The organism is Caballeronia sp., from assembly GCF_028292365.1.
In the GTDB taxonomy this organism is placed as follows: domain Bacteria; phylum Pseudomonadota; class Gammaproteobacteria; order Burkholderiales; family Burkholderiaceae; genus Caballeronia.
The window spans coordinates 1-16,737 of record NZ_JAQGMM010000217.1 but is presented as its reverse complement, the minus strand read 5'-3'; the positions used below and the strand labels follow the sequence as shown (position 1 = coordinate 16,737).

At 61.4% G+C, this 16,737-nt stretch carries 14 protein-coding genes; 10 read left to right on the top strand and 4 right to left on the bottom strand.

Annotation, left to right across the window (positions count from 1 at the left end; translation table 11 throughout):
• Positions 1-1,319, bottom strand: a 1,319-nt coding sequence (locus tag JWR14_RS13305; RefSeq protein ID WP_299707161.1) for a malic enzyme-like NAD(P)-binding protein, incomplete at its 3' end; no start/stop codon positions are given.
• A gap of 248 nt (positions 1,320-1,567) precedes the next feature.
• Between JWR14_RS13305 and thiL the strand changes: the two genes are divergently transcribed.
• The 4 genes from thiL to JWR14_RS13285 all read left to right on the top strand — a co-directional run bounded on the left by thiL (position 1,568) and on the right by JWR14_RS13285 (position 7,067).
• Positions 1,568-2,608 carry a thiamine-phosphate kinase gene (gene thiL / locus JWR14_RS13300; protein ID WP_299707159.1) on the top strand — a complete coding sequence of 347 codons (1,041 nt, stop codon included), beginning with the start codon at positions 1,568-1,570 and terminating at the stop codon, positions 2,606-2,608.
• Entirely contained in the window at positions 2,598-3,134 is a 537-nt protein-coding gene (locus JWR14_RS13295; protein ID WP_299707157.1) for a phosphatidylglycerophosphatase A, read from the top strand. Before thiL ends, JWR14_RS13295 begins: the two co-directional genes overlap by 11 nt.
• Positions 3,135-3,188: 54 nt before the next feature.
• Positions 3,189-3,689, top strand: a complete 501-nt coding sequence (locus JWR14_RS13290) for a CinA family protein (RefSeq protein ID WP_299707155.1) — start codon at positions 3,189-3,191, stop codon at positions 3,687-3,689.
• A gap of 72 nt (positions 3,690-3,761) precedes the next feature.
• Positions 3,762-7,067, top strand: coding sequence for a DEAD/DEAH box helicase (locus JWR14_RS13285; RefSeq protein WP_299707152.1), 3,306 nt, complete (start codon positions 3,762-3,764; stop codon positions 7,065-7,067).
• A gap of 41 nt (positions 7,068-7,108) precedes the next feature.
• Here JWR14_RS13285 and purM read toward each other — a convergent pair whose 3' ends face one another.
• Positions 7,109-8,164, bottom strand: coding sequence for a phosphoribosylformylglycinamidine cyclo-ligase (gene purM / locus JWR14_RS13280; RefSeq protein ID WP_299707151.1), 1,056 nt, complete (start codon positions 8,162-8,164; stop codon positions 7,109-7,111).
• A gap of 232 nt (positions 8,165-8,396) precedes the next feature.
• On the opposite strand from purM, the gene hda reads away from it, so the two are divergent.
• The 6 genes from hda to panB all read left to right on the top strand — a co-directional run bounded on the left by hda (position 8,397) and on the right by panB (position 13,724).
• Positions 8,397-9,122, top strand: a complete 726-nt coding sequence (hda, locus tag JWR14_RS13275; RefSeq protein ID WP_299707149.1) for a DnaA regulatory inactivator Hda — start codon at positions 8,397-8,399, stop codon at positions 9,120-9,122.
• Positions 9,123-9,197: 75 nt separating this feature from the next.
• Positions 9,198-9,884 (top strand): HAD family hydrolase, encoded by a 687-nt coding sequence (locus tag JWR14_RS13270; RefSeq protein ID WP_299707147.1) that lies wholly within the window; start codon positions 9,198-9,200, stop codon positions 9,882-9,884.
• Complete coding sequence (gene pcnB / locus JWR14_RS13265) at positions 9,877-11,478, top strand: polynucleotide adenylyltransferase PcnB (RefSeq protein ID WP_299707144.1); 1,602 nt, start codon at positions 9,877-9,879, stop codon at positions 11,476-11,478. The genes JWR14_RS13270 and pcnB overlap by 8 nt, the downstream gene beginning before the upstream one ends.
• Before the next feature lie 79 nt (positions 11,479-11,557).
• Positions 11,558-12,085: a 2-amino-4-hydroxy-6-hydroxymethyldihydropteridine diphosphokinase gene (folK, locus tag JWR14_RS13260; protein ID WP_299707141.1), complete on the top strand. Its 528-nt coding sequence runs from the start codon at positions 11,558-11,560 to the stop codon at positions 12,083-12,085.
• Positions 12,086-12,142: 57 nt separating this feature from the next.
• Positions 12,143-12,850, top strand: a complete 708-nt coding sequence (locus JWR14_RS13255; RefSeq protein ID WP_299707138.1) for a deoxynucleoside kinase — start codon at positions 12,143-12,145, stop codon at positions 12,848-12,850.
• 58 nt (positions 12,851-12,908) lie between these two features.
• Positions 12,909-13,724 carry a 3-methyl-2-oxobutanoate hydroxymethyltransferase gene (panB, locus tag JWR14_RS13250; protein WP_299707135.1) on the top strand — a complete coding sequence of 272 codons (816 nt, stop codon included), beginning with the start codon at positions 12,909-12,911 and terminating at the stop codon, positions 13,722-13,724.
• 40 nt (positions 13,725-13,764) lie between these two features.
• Here panB and pabB read toward each other — a convergent pair whose 3' ends face one another.
• Positions 13,765-15,558, bottom strand: a complete 1,794-nt coding sequence (gene pabB, locus JWR14_RS13245; protein ID WP_299707132.1) for an aminodeoxychorismate synthase component I — start codon at positions 15,556-15,558, stop codon at positions 13,765-13,767.
• 19 nt (positions 15,559-15,577) lie between these two features.
• On the bottom strand, positions 15,578-16,720 hold the full coding sequence (gene dnaJ / locus JWR14_RS13240) for a molecular chaperone DnaJ (RefSeq protein WP_299707129.1): 1,143 nt from the start codon (positions 16,718-16,720) through the stop codon (positions 15,578-15,580).
• Positions 16,721-16,737 lie beyond the last annotated feature (17 nt).

Genomic DNA, 16,737 nt, shown 5'->3' with positions numbered 1-16,737 from the left:
ACGGGCTTCATGGTCGTGCCGCTGTGATAGACGAACTGCTGCAGATGCTGTTCGTACGCGTCCATGTCTTCAATAGGACGCGTGGCCACGCCTGACTCCATGGCAGCCTTGGCCACGGCCGGTGCGATCTTCACGATCAGGCGCGGATCAAACGGTTTCGGAATGAGGTACTCGGGACCGAACGACAGGTCCTGGATGCCATAAGCGGTTGCCACGATATCGCTTTGTTCCTGCCGCGCCAGTTCCGCAATCGCGTTCACTGCGGCAATTTCCATTTCGCGCGTGATCGTGCTCGCACCTGCATCCAGCGCGCCACGGAAAATGAACGGGAAGCACAGGACGTTGTTGACCTGGTTCGGATAGTCTGTACGGCCAGTGGCCAGCACCGCGTCCGGACGTACTTCCAGCGCCAGTTCCGGCAGGATTTCCGGCGTCGGGTTGGCGAGCGCAAGAATCAGCGGCTTTTGCGCCATGCCCTTGACCATCTCCTGCTTCAGCACGCCGCCGGCGGACAGGCCCAGAAATACGTCGGCGCCTTCCATCACGTCGGCGAGCGTACGCGCCGAGGTTTCGCGCGCGAACCGTTCCTTGTCCGGGTCCATCAATTCCACGCGGCCCTTATAGACCACGCCGGCCAGATCCGTCACGAAGATGTTCTCGAGCTTCATGCCGAGTTCAACCAGCAGGTCCAGACAGGCCAGCGCGGCAGCGCCCGCGCCCGAGGCAACCAGCTTCACTTCTTCAATCTTCTTGCCGACCACGACCAGGCCGTTGGTAATAGCAGCCGCGACCACGATAGCCGTGCCGTGCTGGTCGTCGTGGAACACCGGGATCTTCATGCGCTTGCGGCATTCGCGCTCGACAATGAAGCAATCCGGTGCCTTGATGTCTTCCAGGTTGATGCCGCCAAACGTGGGTTCGAGCGCGCAGATGACGTCGACGAGCTTCATGGGGTCCATCTCGTTCAGCTCGATGTCGAACACGTCGATGCCGGCGAACTTCTTGAACAGCACAGCCTTGCCTTCCATGACCGGCTTCGACGCCAGCGGGCCAATATTGCCGAGCCCGAGCACTGCTGTGCCGTTCGTCACGACGCCGACCAGGTTGCTGCGCGCGGTAAAACGCGCGGCATTCAGCGGATCGGCGACGATCTCCTCGCACGCGAACGCCACACCCGGTGAATAGGCCAGCGCGAGATCGCGCTGGTTGATCATCTGCTTCGTGGGGGCAATCGCGATTTTGCCCGGAGTCGGAAACTCGTGGTAATCGAGCGCGGCTTCGCGGAGTTTGGCTTTGGCGCTATCGGCTGGAGTGGTCATGAGGCGTCGGTCTGAAGGCAAGATTAGAATAGAAGTTCGAATGCATTGTAGCGCCAATCAAAGTCCGTCCCGACCGGTGATACCGGCAATACACGGCGCATAGCCCATTTGGACAAGGCCTTGAAAAGCAGCATGAGCGCCAAGCCGGCAGCGGGTTCACGCCGCAACGTTCCCTTATTAAGATGAAACGCGCGCCAACACGCGCGCATCGTCTCCAACTCGCCCCTCGACATTTTGCCGGATCGCCGATGCTCTCAGAGTTTTCCCTGATCGAACGATATTTCTCCCAGCCTGCCGCCGCATTTCCGGCAACGGGCGATGAGCCAAAGGCGACGCTCGGCATCGGGGACGACTGCGCGCTGCTCGCGTCGAAGCCCGGTCAGCACCTGGCAATTTCCACCGACATGCTGGTCTCGGGCCGCCATTTTTTCCCCGATGTCTCCCCGTGGTCGCTGGGTTACAAAGCGCTGGCGGTGAACCTGTCGGACCTTGCCGCAATGGGTGCGAAGCCGCGCGCGTTCACCCTGGCGCTGTCAATGCCGAAAGCCGATGAAAGCTGGCTCGAAGCGTTCAGCAGCGGTCTTTTCCAAATGGCGAACCGTTACGGCTGCGAGCTGATCGGCGGCGACACAACCAGCGGTCCTAATGTAACCATCAGCATCACGGTGTTTGGCGATGTGCCCGCCGCGCAGGCGCTGCGTCGTGACGCGGCGCGCCCGGGCGACGACATCTGGGTGTCCGGCGTGCTTGGCGGCGCACGTGCCGGGCTCGGCATTCGCCGCGGGGAGTGGTCGCTGAACGACTCCGCCAACGAAGCTATCGCCATCAAGGCGCTCGAACAGCCTGAACCGCGCGTGGCGCTCGGCATCGCGTTGCGGGGTGTCGCCCGCGCCGCACTCGATATCTCCGACGGCCTCGCCGGTGACCTGCTGCATATATTGAAGCGCTCGAAGATGCAGGCGACGGTGAATATCGATCAGATACCGCGCGCCGAAACGCTCGCCACGCTGCCCGAAACCACGCAGGTGCATTGCATCCTCGCGGGCGGCGATGACTACGAACTCTGCTTCACCGCGCCGGTCGCTGCAAGGACCGAAATCGAGCGGATAGGAACGGCGCAGAAAGTTTTGGTGACGCGTATCGGTACAATCGAGGGTCCGGCCACCGAGGGTCGAGCGGCATCCGGCGCGTCCAGCGAGCGCCAGGAGCCACCGGCCATCGACTGGCGCGACAACACTGGTCCGGTTTCTTATCCAGACACAGGCTTCGACCATTTTCATGCAGGCTGATCCGATCATCGACACAATCGACGACACACCACGCCCGAAACCATCGCGCCGCACTAGCGCGCGCTTCATGCTGTCGCATCCGCTGCATATCTTGTCGCTCGGCTTCGGCAGCGGCTTGTCGCCGATCGCGCCCGGCACGGTCGGCACCTTGTTCGCGTGGGTGTCGTTCGTGGTGTTCAACCCGCACCTGACGGTCGCCGAATGGGCCGTGCTGATTGCCGTGGGGTTCGTGGCCGGCTGCTGGTTCTGCGGTTTCACGGCGAAGAAAATGGGCATTTCCGATCCGTCGCCGGTGGTGTGGGACGAGATCATCGCGTTCTGGCTGGTGTTGCTGTTCGTCACGCCGGCCACGTTCACCGGGCAGTTGTGGGCGTTCATCGTGTTCCGTTTCTTCGACATGGTGAAGCCGCCGCCCATCGGTTATTTCGATCGCCGGTTGAAAGGCGGTTTCGGCATCATGTTCGACGATATTGCTGCTGCGTTCTTCACGCTGCTCGTGATTGCGCTGTGGCGCATGACCATTTGATTTCCGTGTTGCCCGCATCTCACGTTTCCGACCGCCCCCACCCGAGGCTTTGCCATGGCTACCGATAACGTCGTCCACCAGCTCGCCATCCGTGCAGGCAACAAACTGCGCGACGAGCGTTTGATGCTCGCGACCGCCGAGTCGTGCACCGGCGGGATGGTCGCCGCCGCCATGACCGATATTTCCGGCAGCAGCGCGTGGTTCGAGCGCGGTTTCGTCACCTATTCGAACCTGGCGAAAACCGAGATGATCGGCGTGCCGGCCGACATGATCGAACGTCACGGCGCGGTCAGCGAACCGGTTGCCAAAGCCATGGCGGAAGGCGCGCTGAGGAATAGCCGGGCGCAGGTGTCGCTGTCGATCACGGGTGTGGCCGGACCGGGCGGTGGGACGGAAACTAAGCCTGTCGGCATGGTGTCTTTTGCGTGGAGCAACCGCTTGCATACGGCGGTGGAGACGCAGCAATTCAAGGGCGATCGCGAGCAGATTCGCACCCAGGCGGCAGCGTACGCGCTGCGCGGCTTGCTGGAACTACTGGAACGCAGGGAACGGTGAGTAGACGGTGATCGAGCGGATGGCGGCAAGACAGGGCGAGACTGGAACGGCCATGCACGGGCGGGGTTGCTGATGCCGGCGTTTGTGTATGACACGGCTCAAATCATCAAGTGGCTCGGCTCGCATACCGTTGCCAAGGCACGCGGGTATGTGGACGAAGTGACGCGTCTGCACTGGGACGACGACGTGCTGCGTGCCCATGTTCAAGGGACGCAACGCCAGCCTTACACCGTCGAAGTGATGTTCAACGATCACAACGGCGCGATTTCAGCGCAAGGCCATTGTTCCTGCCCGGTTGGATTCGGCTGCAAACACGCCGCCGCGGTCTTGCTCGCGAGCGCGGCAGACAGACCGCGCGAGTCCGAAGCCGTGCGCCCGGAAGTGGCGGGCTGGCTTGAAGGATTCCGCTCGCGGTTTGCCTCCACGCGCAACACCTCCGCAAAAAAGCCCGGCGAATCGAGCGGTGCGCTTGCACTCGTTTATGTGCTGGGGACGTCGCGCATCATGCGCACCGCCGAAGTTGCGCTGCATAAAGTGCGGCTCAGCCCCGACGGTTCGTTCCAGACCCTCGACCGGCCCTGGACCAATCTGGACGCGGCGCTTGTCAAGCAGCCGAAGTTCGTCAGCGATGAAGACATGACCATCGTGCGCGGCCTTCTCATCGGACGCACCCGCAACGATTTCGGTGGTTTTGGGCTGCACGGCGAAGAAGGCGCGGACCTGATGCAGCGCATGCTGGCGACAGGTCGGCTGTTCAGCGCCATGCCGGCGGACCACGACGCGTCGGCGCCGCGCCGGCCGCTGCGCGAAGGTGAGCAACGGCCGGGACGAATCGAGTGGACGCCCGATCCCGACGATCGCGTTCGTCCCGTGTTGCAAACCGAGCCGCCCGCCACGCTGGTCATTCCCACCGAACCGCTGTGGTTCGCCGACGCGCAAACGCTTGAAGCGGGCGTTGTTGATATGCCGCAACCCGCGCGGCAACTGGCCGACTATTTGTCGATGCCGCCCATCTCGCTCGCCGAAGCGCCGCTCGTCAGCGCCATGCTGCGTGAGGTCGACTCCGATCTGCCTCCGCCGCCGGAGCCGGAAACGCTGAACGTACGCATTGTCGATACGGAACCGGTGCCGGTGCTCATGCTCGATACACGTCCCGTCAACAGCAGCTGGCGGTCCCGCGACGAGCGCACCGCCGCGAACGTGCTCGACTTTGCGCTGGTGACTTTCGATTACGACGGTTTCAGCATCGACCCCACGCGCGCCACCACGGTCATGCGCGCCGCGTCCGGCGAGATGGTTCAGGTGAAACGCCGTCACGACGTGGAGGCGCGCTATCTGGCCGCTCTCTACGATCTTGGCTTCCGCCAGATTCCCTCGCATCAGCGTTTTGGACCCAAGCCCATTCCGAGCGGCGTGCTCGGCTTGCCCGTGCCTGACGCATGGGCCGTGTTCACCAACGACGCGCTACCCGAGTTGCGGGATAACGGCTGGCGCGTGAGCATGTCGCCGGAATTTCGCTTCGACTTCATTGAGATCGACGATATTGAGGGCACCGCGCGCCAGGGAACTGATGGCTGGTTCGACCTGGAACTCGGCATTGCCGTGGGAGACCGGAGCGTTCGGCTCGAACCACTTCTGGCCGACCTGTTTCAGCGTGACCGGCGCTGGCTGGCAGGTGCTATCGATTCAATTCCTGACGAAGAAGGTATCGAACTCAAGACCGATCTCGGCGAGCGCCTGCGGGTGCGAGCGGCACGCATCAAGCCTGTGGTGCGCGTGCTGATCGATCTCTTCGATACCATCGGCACACATCCGCTGCGGGTTTCCGAACAGGACGCCGGACGGCTGGAAGCGCTCAGCGACACGGCCCGCTGGGAGTTCCACGGCGATCTTTCCATTCGCGAGCTTGCTCAGCGTTTGCAGGAAGGGCCGGGGCTGCGGGAAGTGCCCGTGCCGCTCGGCTTGCATGCCGAGCTTCGGGTGTATCAGCGCGAAGGGCTCAACTGGATGCAGTATTTGCGCGAGCGCAATCTGTCGGGTGTTCTCGCCGACGACATGGGCCTCGGCAAAACCGTGCAGGCGCTGGCGCACATTCTGGTCGAGAAGGAATCGGGGCGGCTGGACCGGCCGGTGCTGGTCGTGTTGCCGACCACGCTGGTACACAACTGGCGTGAGGAAGCGAAGAAGTTCGCGCCTGATCTGCGGGTGCTGGATCTGCATGGCCCGCAACGCAAGGAACGTTTCGATCAGATTGACGAGCACGACCTCGTGTTGACCACGTATCCGCTGTTGTGGCGCGATCAGGCGATGTTGTCACTGCACGAGTACCACCTGCTGATCCTGGATGAAGCGCAGATTGTGAAGAACGTCGCGACGAAGGCTGCGAAGGGCATTCGCGATTTGCGTGCGCGGCATCGGTTGTGCCTGACGGGCACGCCGCTGGAAAACCACCTGGGTGAACTGTGGGCGCAATTCGATTTCTTGCTGCCTGGGTTCCTTGGAACGCAGAAAGATTTCACGAAGCGTTGGCGTACACCGATCGAAAAATACGACGACCCGGTGCGTCGCGATTTGCTGGTGCGCCGGATTCGGCCGTTCATGCTGCGTCGAAGGAAGGATGAGGTCGCGAAGGAGTTGCCGCAGAAAACGACCATTGTGCGGACCGTAGCGCTCGAGGGCGCGCAACGAGATTTGTACGAGACCGTGCGGATCGCAATGCAGGAAAAAGTGCGGATGGCTGTGGCGGATCAGGGATTGGCGCGCAGCCACATTGTCGTGCTCGAAGCGTTGCTGAAGTTGCGCCAGGTTTGCTGCGATCCGGCGTTGGTGAAGCTGGCGCGAGCGGGGCGCGTGGAGGAATCGGCGAAGCTCGATTTGTTACTCGATATGTTGCCGGAGTTGCTTGAGGAAGGACGTCGGGTGCTGCTGTTTTCGCAGTTCACGGGCATGCTGGCGATCATTGCTGCCGCACTCGATGAAGCCGGGCTTCCGTACGTCACGCTGACTGGCGATACGACTGACCGGATTACGCCGGTGACGCGCTTTCAGGACGGCGAGGTGCCGTTGTTCCTGATCAGCCTGAAGGCAGGCGGTGTGGGCTTGAACCTGACCGCTGCGGACACGGTGATTCATTACGATCCGTGGTGGAATCCGGCGGCGGAGAATCAGGCGACGGACCGGGCGCATCGCATTGGGCAATTGAAGCCGGTGTTTGTCTACAAGCTGATTGTGGCGGGAAGTATTGAAGAACGCATTGTGGCAATGCAGGGCCGCAAAGCCGCTCTCGCCGATAGTATTTTGCGTGAAGACACGGCTGGGGCAGCGAAGTTTTCTGCCGAGGACATCGAGGCGTTGCTGGCGCCAATGCCAGCGGTTTGAGGCCGTTCGTGCCGGTGTATTCCACCGGCACGAACAAAAATTTAGACCACTACAGTCTGAGCTTCGCCCGGGAGCGATTCCCTCACCACGCCGATCGACCAGACCTGCTCGCCGGCAGCCGATAAAAGCCCCGTCGCGGCTTCAGCGTCGCCGGCGGCCACCACCACGACCATCCCAATTCCGCAGTTAAACACCCGATGCATTTCCGCATCAGCCACACCGCCATGCTTCTGCAGCCACGAGAACAGCGGCGGCAACGGCCACGCCCGATGATCCAGCTCAACCGTCAGGCCATCGCGCAGAACCCGCGGAATGTTTTCAACCAGCCCGCCACCGGTGATATGCGCCATGCCCTTCACGGCCATCTGCGACATCAGCGACAACAACGGCTTCACGTAAATATGCGTAGGCGCCATCAGCGCATCAGCGAGCGAACGGCCATCGAAATCGGCATTCAGATCGGGCTGCGCGCGCTCGATGATCTTGCGCACCAGCGAATAGCCATTTGAATGGATGCCGGAAGAAGCAAGGCCCAACACAACATCACCGGGCTGAATGGTCGAACCATCGATAATCTTGCTCTTCTCAACCGCGCCCACCGCAAACCCGGCCAGATCGTACTCACCGTCCGGATACATGCCCGGCATTTCAGCGGTTTCACCGCCAATCAACGCACACCCGGCCAACTCGCAACCCTGCGCAATGCCCTGCACCACGGTCGCGGCCGTATCTACATCCAGCTTGCCGCACGCGAAGTAATCGAGGAAAAACAACGGCTCTGCGCCCTGCACCAGGATGTCGTTGACGCTCATGGCGACCAGATCCTGGCCTACTGTGTCATGCTTGTTCAACTGGAATGCCAGACGCAGCTTCGTCCCCACGCCGTCCGTGCCGGAGACCAGCACCGGCTCTTTGTACCGTTTAGGCACTTCGAACAGCGCGCCGAATCCGCCAATTCCCCCCAACACGCCGTCGCGCATGGTTTTCTTGGCAAACGGCTTGATCCGGTCGACAAGCGCGTCGCCGGCATCGATGTCCACGCCCGCGTCGCGATAGGACAAACCTTGGGCGTCTGGGGCGGATTTCGGTTGATTCATGGGGGATCGGCGAGAAGGTCGGTAAAATGAGATTTTAACCGATGCCAGCCGTCCGGCCGGATTTCTCGCTGTTCGCGGCCCAGACTCCGAAAGACCGTACCAAAGCCTTTTCGAGACACGCGCCCAGCCGGCTGGAAACTCGACCCTGCGCTCAACGCCTTTCGCCACGGTTTCAACCGGGCGTCTGCATACTGAGCGCGCCGCTTTTCAAGATACGCCCTGACGGAACCGATTGCCCGTGCAACGCCAACTGACGCTCGATCTCGGCACGCCGCCGCTCGCCACCTTCGATAATTTTTTCGCCGCCGGCAACCACGAATTGGTGACTCGCCTGCGCGAACTCGACGGTGCGCTCGTAGCCGGCCCGGTGGCCGACCGGACCTTCTACGTGTGGGGTGAAGCGGGAAGCGGCCGCAGCCATCTGCTGCAGGCGCTGGTGCACGAAGCGAACGGCCGGGCGCGCTTTCTGAGCCCACAAGCGCCGCTGGCTGCGTTCACGTTCGATCCCACAGCGAGCATTTACGCCATCGACGACTGCGAACGGCTGTCCGGCGCGCAGCAAATCGCGCTCTTCAACCTGTTCAACGAGGTGCGCGCGCATCCCGCCAGCGCGCTGGTGGCAACGGGCAACGTGGCGCCGCTGGGGTTATCGGTGAGAGAAGATTTGCGCACGCGCCTAGGCTGGGGACTCGTATTCCAGCTCACGCCCCTCTCCGACGAAAGCAAGGCGAGCGCGCTGAAACACGCGGCGCGCGAGCGCGGCATTGCGCTAGCCGACGACGTCCCCGCCTACCTGCTCACGCATTTTCGCCGCGACATGCCCAGCCTGATGACCTTGCTCGATGAACTCGACCGCTTTTCGCTGGAACAAAAACGCGCCGTGACGCTGCCGTTATTACGCACGATGCTCGCCGCAAAAGAGGACGATGCACCGCGACCGCAGACCGAGCTTTTCTAGCCTCTTTCCTGATCAACCCGACTGCCGCGAGCAGCCAGCGAACGCTTCCCCCCGCTTCAAGTAAAATGCGCTCCCATGAACCTAGCCCTTTTTGATCTCGATCACACGCTCATCCCGACAGACAGCGACCACGAATGGGGTCGCTTCATGGCGAAGCTCGGCATTGTCGACGCTGAGAAGTTTGCAAAGCAAAACGACGCGTTCTACGAAGATTACAAAGCTGGCACGCTCGATATCCACGCCTACCTGACCGCCCAGCTTTCACCGCTCGCCCAGCATCCGCGGGCTCAACTGGACGACTGGCACGCGCAATTCATGCGCGAGATCATCACGCCGACCATTGCTCCAGCGGCGCTGGAACTCGTGCGCAAGCACCAGCAAGCCGGCGATTTGTGCTGCCTCGTCACCGCCACGAACGCGTTCATCACGGCGCCGATCGGCCGGGCGTTCGGGATTGAAGCGTTGATCGCGTGCGAGGTCGAAACGGTCGACAATATCCCCAACGGCGAGCTGACTGGCCGCGCAACGGGCACGCCGAGCTATCGCGAGGGCAAGATCGTGCGCACCGAAGCGTGGCTCGCGTCCATGGGGAAAAACCTGAACGACTTCGAACACAGCTACTTCTACAGCGACTCGCACAACGACATTCCTCTTCTCGAGAAAGTCACCGACCCGATCGCGACCAATCCCGACGACACCTTGCGCGCGCATGCGCAAGTCCGCGGCTGGCGCATCCTGGAAATCTTCTCCCCACGTGATTAAAAAACTCATTCGCAAGCTGTTCGGCCAGGAAAGCGCCAAAGAAGAGATCCCGGCAACCGCCCCGCTCTCCGACGATGTAAAACCCGCCCGCAAGAGCACGCGCAAGAAGGCGGCGCCAGCAGTGACGAAGCGCGATCCCAACGTGCCGGTGATCCTGGCGGCGGACGTGCACGGCATCGACCCGGCGCTGATCTCGAAGAACGCGATTCGCGTGACCGATGGCCTGCAGCAAGGCGGGCATCGTGCGTTTATCGTGGGTGGCGCCGTGCGCGACTTGCTGCTGAACGTGGCGCCGAAAGATTTCGACGTCGCAACGGACGCCACGCCCGACCAGGTGCAGAAGCTGTTCCGCCGCGCGCGCATCATTGGCCGGCGATTCCAGATCGTGCACGTGCAGTTCGGCCAGGACATCATCGAGACATCGACGTTTCGTGCGCTCGTCGATACCCCCGCCGACGCACCCCCCTCACCGCCGCCGCCGCGCTTACGACGCGGCGAGATGGACACACGCACGCATGCAGTGGATGCCAGCGGCCGCGTGCTGCGCGACAACGTGTGGGGCGAGCAGCACGAAGACGCCACGCGCCGCGACTTCACGATCAATGCCATGTATTACGATCCGGCCACGCAAACCGTGCTGGATTATCACGACGGCATGGCCGACATCCGCGCCCGTTTGCTGCGCATGATCGGCGACCCTGCCACGCGGTACCGCGAAGATCCGGTGCGCATGCTGCGCGTCGTGCGTTTTGCAGCGAAGCTCGGCTTCGAGATCGAGCCCGCGACGCGTGCGCCGATCGCAGAACTGGCCGACCTGATCAGCAACGTTCCAGCCGCCCGTCTCTTCGACGAAATGCTCAAGCTGCTGCTCTCGGGCCACGCGCTCGCGTGCCTGACGCGGCTGCGCGCGGAAGGTTTGCATCACGGCGTATTACCGCTGCTCGACGTGATCTTCGAGTCTCCGCACGGCGAGAAATTCATCACGCTCGCGCTGACCAATACCGATGAACGCGTGCGCGCCGGCAAGGGTGTATCGCCAGGTTTCCTGTTCGCCACGCTGCTCTGGAACGACATGCAGACGCGCTGGGAGCAGTTCACGGCGGCCGGTGAATTCCCCGTGCCCGCGCTGCATCGAGCCATGGACGACGTGCTCGACATGCAGACGGAAAAACTCGCTATCCATAAGCGCTTTTCATCGGATATGCGGGAGATATGGGGTCTGCAACTTCGGCTCGAAAAACGCTCGGGCAGAAGCGCGATGAAGCTGCTGGAACACCAAAGGTTTAGGGCGGGTTATGATTTCCTCCTTCTGCGATGCGAATCCGGCGAACTGGATGCATCGGTTGGTCAGTGGTGGACGGATTTTATCGTTGGGGACGCTGCCGCGCGAGAGTCACTGCTCTCGGAAGGCGGGAAGGACCGGGTACCCAAGAAACGACGGCGGCGTAGCAGCAACGCCAAAAGCCGCAGGCCGGGTGACGGAATGGAGGGCGGCGCGAGCACTGTAGAAGGTGCAGCTCGCGACAATCGCGAAGAGCGTGACGTGCGTGATGTGCGGTATGGCGACGAAAGCGGTGGCCAGCGCGACGATTGACACAGACCGTGCGCGTTTTACGTTTTGATCAACGCGCGTGAGTCGTGTTTCGCCGAATGACAGTCGTAGGATTCATGCCATGACGGTAGCTTATCTGGGCCTGGGCGCAAACCTTGGTGACGCGCGCCAGACCGTGAAAGACACAGTGGTGTGTCTTGCTCAGCAACACACAATCACCGTGCTCGCGAAGTCGAGCCTCTATCGCACCGCGCCTGTTGACGCCGGCGGCGACGACTACTTCAATTGCGTCGTCAAGATCGATACCACGCTGGCCGCACGCCAGTTGCTGCGGCTGTGCCACGGCATAGAAAGCCATTTCGGACGCGAGCGGCCGTATAGAAATGCGCCGCGTACACTCGATATCGACATCCTGCTGTACGGCGATTCCTGTATCGAGGAAGCCGATCTCGTCGTGCCCCATCCCCGCCTCACCGAGCGCGCGTTTACACTCGTGCCACTGATCGAACTCGACCGCGATGTGGTCATCGCGCAACGTGGCCGCGCCGATGCATTTCTCGCCTCGGTTCAGGATCAACGCATTGAAAAAGTGGCGACACACCAGTGCCCGCTATTCACTTCCCGCTGCACTTCGCGTGGCGAAGCCTAAAAATTTCGACGCGAGGCCTGGAACTGAGCCAAGCGAACCCTGAAAGGTGAATAGCCCATGAGCATGTCGCCCCTCACCGTCACCGCGCCGCAGTTGCGGCCGCCGCATCGGTATATCGCGATAGAAGGGCCTATTGGCGTTGGCAAGACCACGCTAGCGCGCTTGCTTGCCGAACGTTGGTCAATGCGCACATTGTTCGAGCGCCAGCAGGAAAACGTGTTTCTCGAGCGGTTTTATCGCGACAACACGCGTTACGCGCTGCCCACGCAATTGCAGTTCGCGTTGCAGCGCGCACAACTGGCGCAAGAAGTCGGAGCGGCGCTGCTGGGTGGGCCGGGCCTTCCTGGACAAGCCGCAAGTGCGCCGCTGATCACCGATTTCATCACCGAAAAAACGGCGCTGTTCGCACGCCTGACGCTCCCCGACGACGAATTCGAGTTGTTCCGGGAGGTCGCCAGGCGCTTCGATACCCCCGCGCCCGCGCCCGATCTGGTCGTGTACTTGCAGGCCAGTCCCGAGGTATTGTTCGCGCGCATTCAAAAGCGCGCAGTGCCGATGGAATTGCAGATTCCCGACGCCTACCTGCGCGCCCTCTGCGACGCCTACAATGACTTCTTCTATCACTACGACGCTACACCGCTGCTGACGGTGAACGCCGAGCATTTGAATCCGCTTGAATCGGACGCCGATCTGGCGCTGCTAGTTGATCGAATTGAAACCATGCGTGGGCGCAAGGAATTCTTTGTCAAGGGCACGTCACTTTAAGTCCGTCCGGCATGCGCGCAAGCGTGCCGTCTCATATCTAGTCGATGTGGAAATTCTCATGGCTTACTTGCAGGAAACCAGCCGCTCCGCGATCACCGTCCCGAAGCTCAGGATCATGCGAGACGCCGGCGAAAAAATCACGATGCTGACGTGTTACGACGCGAGTTTTTCCGCGTTGCTGGATCGCGCGGGCGTTGACGTATTGCTGATCGGTGATTCGCTTGGAAACGTGCTGCAAGGACATGGCACAACGTTACCCGTGACGCTGGCCGATATCGCCTATCACACGGCCGCGGTCGCACGAGGCAACAAGAACGCGCTGATTGTCGCCGATATGCCGTTCGGTACGATCGGCTCGCGCGAGGAAACGTACGCGAATGCCGTGCAGTTGATGCGCGCGGGCGCGCAGATGGTGAAGATCGAAGGCGGTGAATGGGTCGCCGATACGGTCAAGTTTCTCGTCGACCGGTCAATTCCCGTCTGCGGTCATGTGGGATTGACGCCGCAATCGGTGCATGCGTTTGGCGGCTTCAAGGTGCAAGGGAAAACCGACGCCGGTGCAGAGCAAATGCGCCGCGATGCCCTCGCGTTTCAGGATGCCGGCGCGCAGTTGCTGGTGATCGAAGCAGTGCCAACGCTCCTGGCTAGCGAGGTGACACAACAGTTGGTCATCCCTACGATTGGCATTGGCGCCGGGATCGAATGTTCGGGCCAAGTGCTCGTGCTGCACGACATGCTCGGGATTTTCCCCGGCAAACGGCCGCGCTTCGTCAAAGACTTCATGCAAGGGCAGCCGAGTATTCTTGCTGCCGTCGAGGGGTATGTTCGCGCCGTCAGGGAGAAGACATTTCCGGGGCCGGAGCATACGTTTTAAAGGGGTTCATGCCGGTGCGGCGTGGTTGAGTGCTACGCCGTTAGCTCAGCAGCTTCAATCGCGCCGGCACCGCGCCACGTAGCGCGTTACAAATCATCAACGAATCCGCGTGGTCCAGGTCCTCACGCGTCAGCGTGCGTTCCTCGGCATCAAGTTCTTCGATCAATACGCCACGCATCACGCCCGGCAACAATCCTGCGTCGAGCGGCGGCGTGCTCCAACGGCCATTGAGTCTTACGAACACGTTCGATCGCCCGCCTTCCGTCAACTCGCCGCGCTCGTTAAAAAACAGCATGTCGAACGCGCCTAGCGATTCGGCCTCACGCCACGCGCGGTCGTACTCTTCACGCGACGTTGTCTTGTGCCTGAGCAAGGGATCATCCGCCGATCGCGCTGCGAAGCCATGCTCCGATGCCAGCAAAACGTCGATCGTGGGTGCCGCCAACGGCGCGAGCCGTGCACTCGTTACGGTAATCTCGCCGCTTTTGCCCAACGCTATCCGCAACCGATAACCCACCTTCACTTCGAAGCCCACGCAGGTTTCATCAATACGTTTCTGCAACAGCGTCTGGTCGAGCGGAAAGCCGCACCACCGCGCACTCGTTTCAAGCCGCGAAAGATGACGATCCCAATGGCGTATCCCTTGTTCCTTAGTCGCGAACGTGGTCTCGAATAGATCGAAACCCGGATCGGAGCCGGTCAGGAATCGAGCCTTCAATTGGCACTCCTCGAATTCATCGGCGGCAACGCTATCCAGCACAATGCCCCCGCCAACACCCATCTTGCCCCTGCCGTGCTGGATTTCCAGCGTCCGGATCGGCACAGACAAACAGAAGTCCCGGCTCTTCTCAAGCCAGCCGATCGCGCCCGTATAAATGCCGCGCGGCGTGCTTTCCAGCGCGTCAATCAATTGCATCGTCTTGTGCTTCGGCGCACCCGTAATCGAGCCGCAGGGCAAAAGTGCCCGGAGAATATCGGCGAACGTGGTGTTGGGAAGCAACCGCGCTTCCACCGTCGATGTCATCTGCCAAACCGACTTGTACGGCTCAACCGAAAACAAGCGCGGCACCTGCACACTTCCCGTGACCGCGACACGCGACATGTCGTTACGCAGCAAATCCACGATCATCACGTTTTCGGCGCGATTTTTCGGATCGAGCCGCAGCCATTCCGGGTCCGCGCTCCGGGGCGCTGTGCCCTTCATGGGACGTGCGCGGAGCACATCACCCTGACGCTGGATGAACAACTCGGGTGAGCACGAAAGCACATCGCGTCCATCGGGCAGCGCGATCAGCGCGCCATAACGCACCGGTTGCCGCTCCCGCAGCCGTCGATATAACCCAACGATCGAACCGAACACATCGAAGGCGAGCCGGAACGTGTAGTTGATCTGATACGAATCGCCGGCATGCAACGCTTCCTGGACAGCCGCAATGGCCTGCTCGTACGCGTCACGCGACACACTCGCTTCGAGGTTCGCCACGCCCGCCACTGAAGGCTGGTCGACCAGCCCGTTATCACGTGCGGCAAGCCATTGATTCGCCTCATCACGCGATAACAACGTGCACTCGCGGAACAATAAAAAACGCAGCGCGGCGTCGCCGGGCTGCGCTAACTGGAGGTTGCGGCCGAATTCATAGTCTGCGAGCACAACGGCGTGTAATCCGTCGTGCAGGTCCGCTTCAACACTCGCACACACTTCGTCGAGTTGCGCGGTGTCATGACACGAGCGTTCGTGCAAGAAGCTGGCGTAAAGGCGACTCGACCGCCTTTCGGCGGTCGAGTCGCAATCGTCGAGCAGCGCGAAAACCTCGCTGCGTTGCTGCATGATCATTACCTTAGTCGAAGAAATCTCAATCGAAGAAACTCTTCACCCGATCGAACCAGCTCTTGCTTTGCGGACTGTGACGCGCGCCGCCTTCCGTCAGTGAACGCTCGAACTGTTTGAGCAGATCGCGTTGCTGATCAGTGAGCTTGACCGGCGTTTCGACCTGCACATGCACATAGAGGTCACCGGCAATGCTCGAGCGCAATCCCTTGATACCTTTGCTACGCAACCGGAACGTCTTGCCCGACTGCGTGCCCTCCGGCACGGTGAAACTCGCGCGGCCAGCAAGCGTAGGCACTTCAATCTCACCGCCCAGCGCCGCCGTGGTAAACGGAATCGGCATCTGACAATGCAGGTCGTCGCCGTCGCGTTCGAACACCGAATGCTGCTTGATGTGGATCTCGACGTACAAATCGCCGCTCGGACCGCCGTTGATGCCCGGCTCGCCATTACCCGACGAGCGAATCCGCATGCCGTCGTCAATGCCCGCCGGAATCTTTACTTCCAGCGTCTTCGTTTCCTTCACCTTGCCGGCGCCGTGGCAATGGCCGCACGGTTCAGGAATGAAGGTGCCGGTGCCGTGACACTTCGGGCAAGTCTGCTGGATGCTGAAAAAGCCCTGCGACATGCGCACGGTGCCTTGTCCCTGACACGTCGGACAGGTTTCCGGCTTGGTTCCGGCCTTCGCGCCCGAGCCCTTGCAGATCTCGCAATTCACCCAGCTCGGCACGCGAATTTGCGTGTCGTAGCCGTGCGCTGCCTGCTCCAGCGAGATTTCCATGCTGTAGCGCAAATCCGCCCCGCGATAAACCTGCGGTCCCGCACGCCCACGGCTGGCTCCCGCACCACCGCCGGCCGCCTGGCCGAAGATATCACCGAAAATATCGCCGAATGCATCGGCGAATCCGCCAAAACCTTGCTGGCCTGCACCAGCCATGTTCGGATCGACGCCGGCGTGCCCGTACTGATCGTAGGCCGCGCGCTTTTGCGGATCCGAGAGCATTTCGTAGGCCTCTTTGACCTCCTTGAAACGCGCTTCCGAATCCTTGTTATCCGGATTGCGGTCGGGGTGATGCTTCATCGCCAGCTTGCGATAAGCCTTCTTGATTTCGTCGTCGCTCGCATTCTTCGCGACGCCCATAACCTCGTAGTAATCCCGTTTCGCCATATCGGTTCAGCGCCACC